14 protein-coding genes are annotated in these 13031 nt (G+C 64.9%); 2 read left to right on the forward strand and 12 right to left on the reverse strand.

The genetic code is table 11. The features are described from left to right. Positions 1-5: 5 nt before the first annotated feature. From ACEN8I_RS02935 to ACEN8I_RS02990, 12 genes are all read right to left on the reverse strand, one after another. A complete protein-coding gene (locus tag ACEN8I_RS02935; RefSeq protein WP_413326105.1) occupies positions 6-1172 on the reverse strand; it encodes a TolC family protein in 1167 nt (388 codons plus the stop codon). Positions 1173-1180: 8 nt separating this feature from the next. Next, positions 1181-1513, reverse strand: coding sequence for a hypothetical protein (locus ACEN8I_RS02940; protein ID WP_413326108.1), 333 nt, complete (start codon positions 1511-1513; stop codon positions 1181-1183). Between the two features lie 111 nt (positions 1514-1624). Beyond that, positions 1625-2038, reverse strand: a complete 414-nt coding sequence (locus ACEN8I_RS02945) for a hypothetical protein (protein WP_413326110.1) — start codon at positions 2036-2038, stop codon at positions 1625-1627. Positions 2039-2079: 41 nt separating this feature from the next. Beyond that, on the reverse strand, positions 2080-2370 hold the full coding sequence (locus tag ACEN8I_RS02950) for a hypothetical protein (RefSeq protein ID WP_413326112.1): 291 nt from the start codon (positions 2368-2370) through the stop codon (positions 2080-2082). Positions 2371-2386: 16 nt separating this feature from the next. After that, entirely contained in the window at positions 2387-3553 is a 1167-nt protein-coding gene (locus ACEN8I_RS02955) for an MFS transporter (RefSeq protein ID WP_413326114.1), read from the reverse strand. 245 nt (positions 3554-3798) lie between these two features. Next, on the reverse strand, positions 3799-4578 hold the full coding sequence (locus ACEN8I_RS02960; protein WP_413326116.1) for an amino acid ABC transporter ATP-binding protein: 780 nt from the start codon (positions 4576-4578) through the stop codon (positions 3799-3801). Then, on the reverse strand, positions 4568-5248 hold the full coding sequence (locus tag ACEN8I_RS02965) for an amino acid ABC transporter permease (RefSeq protein ID WP_413326118.1): 681 nt from the start codon (positions 5246-5248) through the stop codon (positions 4568-4570). Before ACEN8I_RS02965 ends, ACEN8I_RS02960 begins: the two co-directional genes overlap by 11 nt. 21 nt (positions 5249-5269) lie before the next feature. Continuing rightward, positions 5270-5932 (reverse strand): amino acid ABC transporter permease, encoded by a 663-nt coding sequence (locus ACEN8I_RS02970; RefSeq protein WP_413326120.1) that lies wholly within the window; start codon positions 5930-5932, stop codon positions 5270-5272. Between the two features lie 142 nt (positions 5933-6074). Next, on the reverse strand, positions 6075-6866 hold the full coding sequence (locus tag ACEN8I_RS02975) for a transporter substrate-binding domain-containing protein (protein ID WP_413326122.1): 792 nt from the start codon (positions 6864-6866) through the stop codon (positions 6075-6077). Further along, positions 6863-7642 (reverse strand): GntR family transcriptional regulator, encoded by a 780-nt coding sequence (locus ACEN8I_RS02980; RefSeq protein WP_413326124.1) that lies wholly within the window; start codon positions 7640-7642, stop codon positions 6863-6865. Before ACEN8I_RS02980 ends, ACEN8I_RS02975 begins: the two co-directional genes overlap by 4 nt. 98 nt (positions 7643-7740) lie before the next feature. Beyond that, positions 7741-8532, reverse strand: coding sequence for a transporter substrate-binding domain-containing protein (locus ACEN8I_RS02985; protein ID WP_413326126.1), 792 nt, complete (start codon positions 8530-8532; stop codon positions 7741-7743). 371 nt (positions 8533-8903) lie between these two features. Continuing rightward, complete coding sequence (locus tag ACEN8I_RS02990) at positions 8904-9809, reverse strand: Bug family tripartite tricarboxylate transporter substrate binding protein (RefSeq protein ID WP_413326385.1); 906 nt, start codon at positions 9807-9809, stop codon at positions 8904-8906. A gap of 346 nt (positions 9810-10155) precedes the next feature. On the opposite strand from ACEN8I_RS02990, the gene ACEN8I_RS02995 reads away from it, so the two are divergent. Together ACEN8I_RS02995 and ACEN8I_RS03000 are read left to right on the forward strand one after the other, a co-directional pair. Next, positions 10156-11877 carry a long-chain fatty acid--CoA ligase gene (locus ACEN8I_RS02995; RefSeq protein ID WP_413326387.1) on the forward strand — a complete coding sequence of 574 codons (1722 nt, stop codon included), beginning with the start codon at positions 10156-10158 and terminating at the stop codon, positions 11875-11877. Positions 11878-11914: 37 nt separating this feature from the next. Then, positions 11915-13027, forward strand: a complete 1113-nt coding sequence (locus ACEN8I_RS03000; protein ID WP_413326128.1) for a mandelate racemase/muconate lactonizing enzyme family protein — start codon at positions 11915-11917, stop codon at positions 13025-13027. Positions 13028-13031: the final 4 nt, after the last annotated feature.

Below are 13031 nucleotides of genomic sequence, written 5' to 3' on the forward strand. Positions count from 1 at the left end.
TTGCCTCAGTGCGCGGCCGCGGCCGCGCCGGTGGAAGGGCGTTCCGTGGAGGCGCCGGATGCCGCGTCGTAAGGCGCGCCGGCCAGCACGGTGCGAAGGTCGGCGTCGGCGAGCCAGAAGTCGCGGCTGGCCTGGACTGCTTCGCCCGCGGCCTGCGCCTGCGCGCGTGATTCGGCCAGCAGTTCAAAGACGCTGGCCAGCATGCCGTTGTAGCGCAGCAGGGTCTCGTCCTTGATGAAGCGCGACAAGGGGAGCACCTGCTTTTCGTAGTACTGTGCCAGGTCCCAGGCCGTGCGGTAGCCGTGGTAGGCCTCGCGGGCTTCGCTGCGGGCTTTCACCGCCAGTTCACGCACGCGGGCCGCATTGCCCATCGCATCCCACAGCGCCTCGGCACCGGGTTCGCGCCGGGCCCTGCGTTGCTGCGCCCACTCTGCGCTTGCCAGTTGAAGGTCCAGCCGCTGCTGCAGCACGCGGCTTTCCACATCGGGCAATTCCTGGGGCTGTTTCGGCAGTTCGGGCAGGCGGTCCGGCAGCGCAAAGCCGGTTTGCGCGCCCCACAGGCCCAGCACCACGATGAGCTTTTCGCGCTCGCTGGATGCCGCCTGCCGGGCACGCGCGAGCTGCGCCGCCGCATCGGCCAGCAGCAGTTGTTCACGTGCCTGCTGCAGCTTGCTCCAGTTGCCGGCGCGCGCCATGCGGCGGGCCAGTTCGCCACCGGCCTCGGCGCTGTCTTTGGCCTCGGCCGCCAGGCGGGCTATCTGCGCGGCCGCCACGGCACGTGTCCAGGCTTTGCGCGCCTGGGCCGCCAGCAGAACAATGTCCTGGCCGGCCTTGCGCCTGGTCGGGCTGGCGGCCATGGCGGCATCCGAGATGTTGACGCCGTCCGCCGCCAGCGAAACCTGCAGGCCGGGGTTGTTGAGCAGGGCGATGCGCACCGCTGTGTCGGCGCTGAGCGGGCCGGCCGCCAGCAAGGGCGCGATGGCCGCGCCGGAGTCCGTGCCCGGCCGCGCGATGGCGACGGGGCCGGACGCCTGGCCCTGGGCCAGCGCCTCCAGGCTGCTCACGCCGCCGTCGAAAGGCACGGCCGCGCGCGCCGTCAGTGCCAGACACAGCAAGGCCAGCGTGCCCAGTTGCCGCGGGCCGGCCCGGTCGCGAATAAAGGGAGGGTTCATGCCCGGCCTCATGGTTTTTTGGCGGCGGGCGCCGCGGGCTGGGCGCCTTGGGCCTGCTCCCACTTCAGCAGGTCGGCATGGCCTCGCGGGAACTGGCCCACGGCGGCGTTGGCTTTTTTCCAGTCATCAAGGGCCGGTTCCACGCCGCTGGGCAGGCCGGCAAAGGCCGATGTGTACAAGGCAGGCGGCACCGGCGCGGCCGGGTCGGCCGCCTGCTCGGTAGGCCGGGGGTCGAGCCGCGGATAGGGTGTGGGGGCCTGCGCATGGGCGGCGGCCCCCGCGGGCAGCAGCACGGCCAGCAGCCATGCGCGCGGGTTTAAAAAACAGACGTGGACGTTCACAAAAATCTCCTGAGACAAGCGGGTGCGATGGCGGGCATCGCAGAACCCAGCGCGTTTAGCCGCAAAGGGCTGCGCTGGCTGGCAAGTACAGACCCACTACGGGCCTGGAGATCAGGAAATGGGTGGTTTTTGGCGCAGTGCGGCGTCAGCACTGGCGAAGGGGTCTGCCGCTGAACGGGGCAGGGCGGGTGCGCTGAAATGCGGCATCAGGCCGGGCGCCACGGGCGACAAGGCCACCGTGTGGCAGGCCTGGCAGGCGGCGCAGGTTTCGCAGTGGCCGTCGTCATTTGAATGGCTGGCGTCATTCGCCGCCTGGTCCATGCAATCGTGCAGCGCCTGGGTTTCTGTGGGGTGGTCGGCATGGGCCGCATCCATGGCTTCATGCACATGATTCGCCTGGGCTGCGGCATGCGTTTGTTGATGATGCTGAATCTGGCCGGCCGCCATCTGCGTGGCCATCGCGTCGCCCATCCAGCCGCGCAGGGGCAGCAGGGCGATCAGGATGGCGAACAGAAAATGGCGCATGGGTGAATGATAGGGCAGGACCCGGATAAGTTCCCGCGAGTTCAGCTTTTTGCCTCGGTTTTTTGCAACTGCAGCCGCGCCTTGTCCAGCCACAGCTGCAGGCTGTCCAGCAAATCCTGCTGGCTGAAGGAGCAGCTTTCCTCGGTGAACAGCGCGCTGGATTCGAGCCGGTTCAGCAACTGCGAGAGCACCTCGTTAAATCGCTCGGGCAGGGCCGCCGCCAGGCTTTGTTGTTGCATCGCGGCTTGCGAAAAGGCCGCCACGCCGAGCGCGCCGCTGCGCAATTGCTGCAAGGCGGTTTGCAGGCTGTCGAGCTGGTCCTGTGCTGTCATGGTGTGATGCCAAATCTTATGCGGCGGCCGAAGCTGGTATGCGCATGGTCCTGCGGTCAAACACCAGGGTCAGCATGGCCAGCAAGCCGAAAGGCACGCCCACCCAGCCCAGCTGCGCAAAGCCCACTTGGTCCAGCAGCGCGCCGCTGATCACCGCGCCCAGCGCCGTACCCACATACAGCATGGAGCCATTGAGGCTCAGCAGCAAGGGCGCCTGCGCCGGGGAAAGGCTGGCCAGCCGGCTTTGCTGCGGCGCCATCAGGCCGAAGCCGGCGATGCCCCACAGCACCAGCACGGCCATGGTGGCCGGCACACTGCCGCGCGTGAGCGGCAGCAGGCACATCATCGCGACCAGCACGGCAAGCTGCACGCGCATGGTGCGCAATGCGCCGAAACGGTCGGTGGCCCAGCCGCCCATCAGCGTGCCGCCCACGCCGGCCAGGCCGAAGACGGCCAGTGTGGCCGAGAGCTGCGCCGAGTTCATGGGGTTGAGTGCGTGCAGCACCGGCCCGACATAGGCGAAGACGCTGAAGATGGCGATGAAATACAGCAAGGTGCGGCCCCACACGCGCAGCACCGCGCCCTGGCGCGCGGCCGCCTGAAAGCCCGCGAAGCTGGTACCGGCGCTGGCCATGTTGGCGGGAATCAGCCAGCTGGCCGCGGCCAATGCCGCGCCGCTGGCGGCCGCCGACAGCCACACCGGCACGCGCCAGCCGAACTCAAAACCCAGCCAGGCGCCTATGGGCAGGCCCACGGCATAGCTGATGCTCATGCCCAGGAAGGTGATGGACAGCGCCCGGCCACGCAGCGCGGGCACCACCATGCTGACGGCCAGCGCCGAGGCCGCCGCGGTGAACATCGCGCCCGCGCCCATCAGCACGCGGCCCAGCAGCAGCAGGGGCAGGTTAGGCGCGAGGGCGCACACCAGGCAACCCACGGTGAACAGCGCCAGCGCCAGCTGCACCGCGCGCTTGCGCGGCCAGCGGGCCGTGAGGATGATGAGCAGCGGCGCCAGCAAGGCGGTGGCCACCGCGTAGGCCGTCATGGCCTGGCCGGCGGCCGCCACGCTGATGCCAAGCGACGCGCTCATGGGCTGCAGGATGCCGCCCAGCACAAAGGCGCCGCTGCCTATGACCAGGTTGCACAGCGCAAAAAAATACAGGATGGGAGGCATGGTGTTCATGAAGGCGACGGCGGGTAGCGGGGACGGCGCAAGCCATCCGGGGGAGCGGGCGGCGGCAGCTGTCCCGTCAGGAGCGGGGCAGGTTTAACCTCGCCATTGTGCGGGAAGCCGTGCGATTGCGCAGGGCCGGGGGCAAGCCGGCGCCAAAAAAAGCCAGGCTCGGGCCGGCCACGACCTATGGACGCGCAGCTTTGGTGCGTTTTGCGCAATCCCGAAGCCGGCCGGGACGCGCTTGCCGCCCGCGCTTACTGGATCATGCCGAGGAACTGCTTGAGTTCGGCCGTCTGCGGATTCGAGAACACTTCCTCGGGCGGGCCGATTTCGTGCACCCGGCCTTGGTGCATAAAGACCACGCGGTCGCAGACCTTGCGGGCGAAGTTCATCTCGTGCGTCACCATCAACAGCGTCATGCCCTCGGCGGCCAGGCTTTCCACCACCTGCAGCACCTCGCCCACCAGTTCAGGGTCCAGCGCCGAGGTGATTTCATCGCAGAGCAGCACCGAAGGCTGCATGGCCAGCGCGCGCGCGATCGCCACGCGCTGCTGCTGCCCGCCCGAGAGCTGGTCGGGCCAGGCATCGAATTTCTCGGCCAGGCCCACGCGCTGCAGCAGCGCGCGCGCATGCTCGGCCGCGGGCGCGCCGGCTGTCTTCTTGACCAGGGTGGGCGCCAGCATGATGTTCTTGCCGACGGTCAGGTGCGGGAACAGGTTGAAGCTCTGGAAGATCATGCCCACGCGCTGGCGCAGCTCGCGCATGACCTGCGGGTTGTCGTGCAGCAGGTGTTTGCCGTCGACGCGCAGGGTACCGCTCTGGAACACTTCCAGCCCGTTGATGCAGCGCAGCAGCGTGCTTTTGCCCGAACCGCTTTTGCCGATGATCGCGATCACTTCGCCGGCCTTGACCTCCAGGTCTATGCCCTTGAGCACCTCGTTAGTCCCGAAGCTTTTTCTTAATTGATTGATTTCAACCAATGTCTTGTCGGCCGTTGCGGCCGTTGCGGCGGATGGGGTGACGTTAACGTCCATTGCGGGCTTTCCTCTCAAGCTTGCGGGCATACAGGGACACGGGGAAACACAGCGCGAAGTACATCAGCGCCACACAGCTGTAGACCACAAAGGGTTTGAAGGTGGCGTTGGTGATCATGGTGCCGGCCTTGGTCAGCTCGATAAAACCGATCACCGAGGCCAGCGCCGTGCCCTTGATGACCTGCACCAGGAAACCCACGGTGGGCGGCACGGCGATGCGCACGGCCTGCGGCAGCACGATGTAGCGCAGCTGTTCGCCGAAATTGAGCGCCAGGCTTTGCGCGGCCTCCCACTGGCCTTTGGGGATCGCGTCGACGCAGCCGCGCCAGATCTCGGCCAGGTAGGCGCTGGTGTAAAGCGTGAGCGCCACCCCGGCTGCCACCCAGGCCGGCACGTTGATGCCGAAAAGCGCCAAACCGAAATAGGCCAGGAAAAGCTGCATCAGCAGCGGCGTGCCCTGGAACAGCAGCACATAGCCGTCCAGCGCGCGGCGTACGATGCGGGCGGCTTTTTGCGCGCCCGGCGCCGAGCGCGCGGCCGACAGCCGGCCCACCAGCAGCAGCGCGCCGACCAGGCCGCCGCCTATGAAGGCGACCAGCGAGAGCACGACGGTCCAGCGCGCCGCGAGCAGCAGGTTGCGGAAGATGTCCCAGATGGAAAATTCGATCATGGTGTTGTCCTGCCTTTCCTGTCAGCGGCCGAAGAGAAATTTCGGTCCCGCCCAGTTCAGCAGCTTTCGCACCGCCACCGACAGCGCCAGGTAAATCAGCGTGGCGATGATGAAGGCCTCAAAGGCGCGGAAGTTGCGGCCCTGGATCAGGTTGGCGGCGTAAGACAGTTCCTGCGTAGAGATCTGCCCGCAGACGGCGGAGCCCAGCATCACGATGATGATCTGGCTCACCATGGCGGGCCAGACCTTTTTGAGCGCGGGCGGCAGCACCACGCGGGTGTAGATCTGCACCCGGTTGAGCGCCAGGCTTTCGGCCGCTTCGATCTGCCCGCGCGGCGTGGCTTCAACGCCGGCGCGGATGATCTCGGTGGCATAGGCCGCCAGGTTGATCACCATGGCCAGCACCGAGGCGATCTCGGGCGAGAGCTTGAAGCCCAGGGCCGGCAGGCCGAAAAAAATGAAAAACAGCTGCACGATAAAAGGCGTGTTGCGTATCAGCTCGACGTAAGTGCCCACCACCCAGCGCAGCCAGCTGGGGCCGCTGGCGCGCGCCCAGGCAAAGCCCATGCCCACAAACACGCCGGCCACCGACGAGATCGCCGTCAGGCCCAGCGTCCAGACGACGCCGGTGGCCAGCAGCGGCCACTGCGACAGCACTGCCATGAAATCAAGCTCGACACGCATCTGATTCACTTCCTATTGAAAGAGGTTGCTGTTCCCCGTCATACCAGCAGCCGCAGTGGAACCGGCTTCGCCGGGCCACCAGCGGCACCCCCTGCAAGGGGGGAGGCGGTTACGCGAAGCGAACCGCAACGGGGGTGTGCAACTACTGCGGCAAATCGCCGGCAGGTCGGCCCAGCCACTTGAGGGCCAGCTTGTCGAGGTCGCCGTTTTTCTTGGCTTCGGCAATCACTTCATTGACCTTCAGGCGCAGCTTGTCTTCACCCTTGGCAACGCCTATGAAGTTGGGGGAGTCCTTCAGCAGCAGCTTGTACTCGGTGTTGAGTTGCGGGTTCTTGGCGATCATGTTGCCGGCCACCGAGGCGCCAGTGGCGATCAGCTGCACCTGGCCGGCGGTGTAGGCCGATACCGTGGTGTTGTTGTCCTCAAAGCGCTTGATGTCCGCGCCGACCGGCGCGACCTTGCTCAGTTCCTGGTCTTCCAGGGCGGCGCGGGTGACGCTGATGGTCTTGCCATTGAGGTCGGCAAAAGACTTCACGCTGATGCTCTTGGGGCCGAACACGGCCTGGAAGAAGGGGGTGTAGGCGGCGGTGAAGTCGATGACTTTTTCGCGCTCCGCGGTTTTGCCCAGTGTGGAGATCACCAGGTCGGCCTTTTTGGTTTGCAGGTAGGCGATGCGGTTGGCACTGGTGACGGGAACCAGTTCTACCTTGACGCCGAGTTTTTGCGCGATGTAGCCGGCCATCTCGACATCCAGGCCCTGGGGCTTCAGGTCAGTGCCGACCATGCCGTAGGGCGGGAAGTCGGTCGGGATGGCGATCTTGATTTCCTTGGCCTTCATGATGTCGTCCAGCGCGGTTTGCGCATGGGCGCCGGTGGCGGCCAGCACCGCGGCTGCGGCGAGGGCGAAAGAAAAAACGCGTTTGCTGGACTTCATAGCAGGGCTCCAAGGTAGGTTGAGGAATCGTCTGTGGGTTTGGCCGCGGTGCGGCCGGCTTTGCGAACACGGGAAGGCACGGAAGACGCCGGTTTGTTGTCTTGCGCGGCCAGCGGGCTCAGCGCGCTGCGCAGTTGCGCCAGCGGATCGCCCGCGCCGGCCTGCAGCTTGAGCGCGGCCTGCACGCTGCCGATGTGCGCCTGCATGAGTTTTTCGGCTTTCGCCAGGTCGCCCTTTTCCAGCGCCTGCACGATGAGCACATGCTCTTCGCAGGACTGCGCCGCGTCGTGCGAGGACTGGTACAGCATGGCAATGAGTGTGGTGCGCGCGGTGAAGTCGCGCAGGGTGTCGGCCAGCAGGCTGTTGCCCAGGCATTCGGCCAGGCAGACATGGAAGTCGCCCAGCAAAAAGCTGCGCAGGCCCACGTCGTCGCCCTTGATGGCAGCCTTTTCGCGGGTCAGGTGGCTCTTGAGCTGCTTGATGGCGGCCTTGCTGACGTCGGTGGTGCAGCGGATCAGGCCCATCTCGATCACGCGGCGCGCTTCAAAGGCCTCGCGCGCTTCTTCCTGGGAGGGTTCTATGACATACCAGCCGCGCCGGCTGCTGACGGTGACGATGCCGCGCACTGCCAGTCGGGTCAGGGCCTCGCGGACGATGGTGCGGCTACAGTCAAACAGCAGGGCCAACTGCTGCTCGCCCAGGCGCGAGCCGGGGGCGAGCTTTTGCGCCATCACGGCTTCGATGATGCGGTTGCTGATGTCGGGGGCGGTGGCCATGGTGCAAATGTAGATGAGTTAACTCAATATTTGTATACAAGATTGGTGTATCACGTCAGGGTTTTCTCGGAGGATGGCGTCCTCCCGGTCGTACGAAGTTATTGCGGCAAATCGCCCGCGGGGCGTCCCAGCCATTTGAGTGAAATCTTGTCCAGGTCGCCGTTCTTTTTGGCCTCGGCAAGGATGCCATTGACGGTCAGGCGAAGCGTGTCTTCTCCTTTGGGTACACCGATAAAGTTGGGGCTCTCCTTGAGCAGCAGCTTGTACTCGGTGCGCAGCTGCGGGCTCTTGCTCATGATGTTGCCCGCAACGGAAGCGCCCGTGGCGATGAGCTGCACCTGGCCGGCGGTGAAGGCGTTCACCGTCTTGAAGTTGTCGTCAAAGCGGCGGATATCGGTGCCCGAGGGGGCCAGCTTGTTGAGCTCCTCGTCCTCGACCGAGCCGCGCGTCACGCCAATGGTTTTTCCCGCCAGGTCCGTGAAGCTCTTGATGTTGAGCGTTCTTGGGCCAAAGACTGCCTGGAAAAAAGGCGAATACGCGCCGGCAAAGTCAATCTGCTTTTCGCGGTCCGGGTTTTTGCCCAGGGTCGCGATCACCAGCGATGCTTTTTTCGTCTGCAGGTAGGGAATGCGGTTGGCGCTGCTGACGGGAATCACATCGACAGCCACGCCCAGTTTGGCGCCAATGTAGTTGGCCATGTCGACGTCCAGGCCCTGGATCTTGAAGTCCGCCCCCATGGAACCATAAGGCGGAAAGTCGGGTGGAACCGCGATGGTGATTTTTTTGTTTTTGAGGATGGTGTCCAGGGCGCTTTGCGCGTGGACACCAAAGCTCGACAGGAGTGAAAGAACCGTCAGGCTCAGCGAAAGCAGGAATTTACTTGAGGTCATGGCACGCTCCGTAGGTTGAAAAAGTCATACCGATTTGCGCCGATGCGACCTGAATCCGGAATCTTGAGTGCAAGTCTTGTGCCAATCTTCGGCCGAAAAAATGGGAGTCCCGTTTCCGGCGCAAAAAAGGGGCTGGCGAGGCCTGCACGGTTTCCTGACGGGCGTATCCGGCCTGAACCGTTGACCTTGTCAGCCTATACCTTCTTCTTATTTTTTGTGTCTGGCATTTACCCCTTTTCGGGATGGTTTTGTTGAATTTGTCACTATTTGGTATGCAAGATATGTGCACCTGACTGGCGTGCCTGCGCACCGGCTTGCGGCTTTTTGGGCGGCCGGTCGCACCAAAAAGGGGATTGCCTTCCGGTCGCCACTCAGTCCATCTTGGCGCCGGAAGCTTTGACGGCCTGGGCCCAGCGCGGCATTTCAGCGGCCAGGAACTGCGCGAACTCCTCGCTGCCCATAAAGGCCGGGTCGGCGCCCTGGGTCACCATGCGAGTGCGGATGTCCGGGTTGTTCATGACCTGCTTGAAGGCGTCGCTCAGTTTGGCGGTCACGTCCTTGGGCAGGCCGGCCGGCGCCAGAAAGCCGTAAAACCCGACCACTTCAAAACCTTTGATGCCCGATTCAATGACGGTCGGGATGTCCGGCAGGGCCGGGTTGCGCTCCCTGCTGGTCACGGCCAGGGCGCGGACCTTGCCCTGCTTGTGGTAGTTGGCGGCCTGCGGGATGGACTCGCCCATGAACTGCACCTGGCCGGCCATCAGGTCGGTAAAGGCCGGCGCGCTGCCGCGATAGGGAATGTGGACCATAAAAAGCCCGGTGGCGTTCTTGAACATCTCGGGCACCAAGTGGCTGATGCCGCCGTTACCAGCCGAGCCGTAGTTGACCTGGCCCGGCCTGGCCTTGGTGTAGGCGATGAATTCCTGCAGGTTGTTCACCGGCAGCTTGGGGTTGACCAGCAGGGCCAGCGGCTGCATGGCGGTACGCGCGATCGGCGTGAAGTCCTTGAGCGTGTTGTAAGGCAGCTTGCTGTACAGCGCGGGGTTGATCACCATCACACCGGTATTGGCCAGCATCAGCGTATAGCCGTCGGGCGGGGCCTTCATCACGTCCTGTGCGCCCACGGTGCCGCCCGCGCCCGACTTGTAGTCGATTACGATGGGTTGCCCCAGCACGACTTGCAGGCGTTCGGTCAGCAAACGGGCATGCTGGTCCAGCGGGCCGCCAGCCGGAAAGCCGATGACGACGCGGATGGGCTTGTCGGGAAATGCCGCCATGGCCGTGGAGCAGGTCAGGGAGGCGATGGCCAGCACCGTAAGGATTTTGCGGGCCAGGGCGAGGAAGCGAGTCATGAAGTCTCCTGTTGGGTTTGTTTCCGCGTGTAAGCAATGCCGGGTTTTTGATGAGGCGGCAAGCGCGGCGGGAATGCCCGCCGCTTCGGGCGAAAGCCCACGCGGTGCCGTTTGATCATAGTGAGCACCGGTCGCTCAAGTGACAGTGTTTTATCGGGAGCTTCCCGGATGTGTGCGCCGCGGACTCGGGGTAGGCTGAAGCCCTCAAGTCAGCACTTGCCTGGAGCCCTTCTTGTCCCTTGAATCCGATACCGGCCAGGCCGTCCCCGCCATGCCCTCGCATACCTTGCACCACCAGGTCTGGCCCAAGCGCCTGCCGCACAGCATCACGCCGCCGGCCACCTCCTTGTGGCACAACCTCGCGGTCAGCGCGCTGCGTTTTCCCGACAAGCCCGCGCTGGTGTTTTTCAAGCGCGTGCTCACATACGCCGAAGTCATGTGCCAGGCCGAGCGCCTGGCCGCCACGCTGCACAGCCTGGGCGTGCGCCGCGGCGACCGCGTGCTGCTCAACATGCAGAACTGCCCGCAGTGGGTGATCGCGCACTTTGCCATCCTGCGCGCCAACGCGGTGGTGGTGCCGGTCAATCCCATGAACCGGGCCGAGGAGCTCAAGCACTACATCACCGACCCCGACGTGAAAGTCGCCATCACGACTGCCGATCTGGCGGCCGAACTCGCCAGGGCCGATGCGCAACTGGCACCCGGCGAGCAGCTGGCGCATATAGTGGTCACCCATTACAGCGACGCCTTCGACCTGGACGGGGAAGGCGAGGGCGACGCAGCCATGCCGCCGGCCTGGCGCGAATGGCTGGGCACGCGCCATGCGCTGCCGACACTAGCAGGCGCCGGCGTGATGGACTGGGCCGAGGCTACGTCGGGCAAGGCACTGGAGGCCGGCGAATTGCCGCCGCATACCGCCACGCCGCAAGACCTGGCCGTGTTGCCCTACACCAGCGGCACCACCGGCCTGCCCAAGGGCTGCATGCACACCCACGCCAGCATCATGCACAACGCGGTGGCCAGCTGTCTGTGGGGCGGCAGCACTTTTGAAAACGTGACTTTGTCCGTGGTACCCATGTTCCATATCACGGGCATGGTGTCGGTGATGCATGCGTCCATTTACGGCAGCGCCACCATGGTCATCATGCCGCGCTGGGACCGCGAGCTGGCCGGGCGCCTGATCTCGCGCTGGCGTGTGACGCACTGGACCAACATCCCCACCATGGTGATAGACCTGCTGGCCAGCCCCAACTTTGCGGAGTTCGATCTGAGCAGCCTGGTCTATATCGGCGGTGGCGGCGCGGCCATGCCGCAGGCCGTGGCCCAGCGCCTGTGGGAGCAATACGGCCTGCGCTTTGCCGAAGGCTACGGCCTCACGGAAACCGCCGCGCCCTCGCACAGCAACCCCTACGACGCCACCAAACAGCAATGCCTGGGCGTGCCCTTCATGAGCTGTGACGCGCGCGTCATAGACCCGATTACGCTCAAGGAAGTGCCGCAGGGTGAGCAGGGCGAAATCATCATGAGCGGGCCGCAGGTGTTCCAGGGCTACTGGAAGCGCCCCGACGCGACGGAGCAGGCTTTTATCGAACTCGACGGCAAGCGCTTTTTCCGCTCCGGCGACCTGGGCCGCATGGACGAGCAGGGCTACTTCTTCATCACCGACCGGCTCAAGCGCATGATCAACGCCTCGGGCTTCAAGGTCTGGCCGGCCGAGGTGGAGGCCTTGATGTTCAAGCACCCGGCCATCCAGGAGGCCTGCATCATCTCGACCCGCGACGCCTACCGCGGTGAAACCGTCAAGGCCGTGGTCGTGCTGCGTCCCGCCGCCAAAGGCAATACCAGCGAGGAAGACATCATCAGCTGGTGCCGGGATAACATGGCGGCTTACAAATACCCGCGCGTGGTGCAGTTTGTCGACGCGCTGCCCAAGAGCGGCTCGGGCAAGGTCATGTGGCGCGCGTTGCAGGAAGCCGAGCAACGCCAGCAGTGATTGTTCCGGCCGAGGCCCTGTTTTCTGGAGAGCCCGTTTGAAAATCACTTCGGTCAAGCCCTTCATCCTGCATGTGCCCGTGACGGGCTCCCAGATCGCCGACAGCACACACACCATCTCGCACTGGGGTGTGGTCGGCGCGCAGATAGATACCGACACCGGCTTGAGCGGTTACGGTTTTACCGGCACCCATGCCCATCTGCCCAGCGACCAACTGATCACGCGTTGCATAGAGACCTGCCATGCGCCGCTGCTGATCGGCGAGGACGCGATGGACATCCACCGCCTGTGGCTCAAGCTCGCGCGCAACCCTGCCTTGCAGTGGGTGGGGCGCGCCGGCATCATCACGCTGTCGCAGGCCGCCATCGATATCGCGCTGTGGGACCTGAAGGCCAAAGCGGCTGGCGTGCCCCTGTGGAAGCTGCTGGGTGGCCAGGTGCGCGACAAGGTTCGCGCCTACAACACTGACATCGGCTGGCTCAGCATCCCCGACGAGCAACTGGTGGCCGGCGCGAAGCGCGCGGTGGACGAAGGCTTTACCGGCATCAAGGTCAAGATAGGCTCCAGCGTGGACCGTGACTTGAAGCGCCTGGAAGCCGTGCGCCGTGCCATAGGTCCGTCCATCACCATGGCCACCGACGGCAACGGCAAATGGGACCTGCCCACCTGCCAGCGTTTTTGCCGGGCGGCCGAGGCCTTTGACCTGTACTGGATTGAAGAGCCGCTCTGGTATGACGATGTGAAAGGCCATGCCCAGCTCGCGCGCAGCACCAGTATTCCTGTAGCGCTGGGCGAGCAGCTCTATACCCACGATGCCTTTGCCGAATTTTTCCACCAGGAAGCGATCCACTGGGTGCAGCCCGACGTGACGCGCATGGGCGGCATCACCGAGGTGCTGCGTGTCTGCGACACCGCGCACTCCTATCGGCTGCCGGTGGCGCCGCATGCGGGCGACATGAGCCAGGTGCATGTGCACCTCAACCACGCGCACCCGGCCTGTACGGTGCTGGAATACATTCCCTGGATCAAGGACTGCTTCCTCGAGCCCGCCCAGGTGGTGGACGGCCACTTCAGCCTGCCGCAGCAGCCGGGCGCCAGCACCACGCCGACGCCGGCCGCCTGGGAAAAGTTCCGCCAGGCCACGGCCTGAGCGC

Origin of the sequence: Polaromonas sp. CT11-55, from assembly GCF_047303325.1 — a bacterium.
GTDB lineage: Bacteria > Pseudomonadota > Gammaproteobacteria > Burkholderiales > Burkholderiaceae_C > Polaromonas.

Coding starts and splice junctions, on each gene's coding strand:
- ACEN8I_RS02945 (WP_413326110.1), bottom strand. CDS start 2,038: ATGCGCCATTTTCTGTTCGCCATCCTGATCGCCCTGCTGCCCCTGCGC.
- ACEN8I_RS02995 (WP_413326387.1), top strand. CDS start 10,156: ATGCCCTCGCATACCTTGCACCACCAGGTCTGGCCCAAGCGCCTGCCG.
- ACEN8I_RS02950 (WP_413326112.1), bottom strand. CDS start 2,370: ATGACAGCACAGGACCAGCTCGACAGCCTGCAAACCGCCTTGCAGCAA.
- ACEN8I_RS02990 (WP_413326385.1), bottom strand. CDS start 9,809: ATGGCGGCATTTCCCGACAAGCCCATCCGCGTCGTCATCGGCTTTCCG.
- ACEN8I_RS02960 (WP_413326116.1), bottom strand. CDS start 4,578: ATGGACGTTAACGTCACCCCATCCGCCGCAACGGCCGCAACGGCCGAC.
- ACEN8I_RS02980 (WP_413326124.1), bottom strand. CDS start 7,642: ATGGCCACCGCCCCCGACATCAGCAACCGCATCATCGAAGCCGTGATG.
- ACEN8I_RS02985 (WP_413326126.1), bottom strand. CDS start 8,532: ATGACCTCAAGTAAATTCCTGCTTTCGCTGAGCCTGACGGTTCTTTCA.
- ACEN8I_RS02935 (WP_413326105.1), bottom strand. CDS start 1,172: ATGAACCCTCCCTTTATTCGCGACCGGGCCGGCCCGCGGCAACTGGGC.
- ACEN8I_RS02970 (WP_413326120.1), bottom strand. CDS start 5,932: ATGCGTGTCGAGCTTGATTTCATGGCAGTGCTGTCGCAGTGGCCGCTG.
- ACEN8I_RS02965 (WP_413326118.1), bottom strand. CDS start 5,248: ATGATCGAATTTTCCATCTGGGACATCTTCCGCAACCTGCTGCTCGCG.
- ACEN8I_RS02975 (WP_413326122.1), bottom strand. CDS start 6,866: ATGAAGTCCAGCAAACGCGTTTTTTCTTTCGCCCTCGCCGCAGCCGCG.
- ACEN8I_RS02955 (WP_413326114.1), bottom strand. CDS start 3,553: ATGAACACCATGCCTCCCATCCTGTATTTTTTTGCGCTGTGCAACCTG.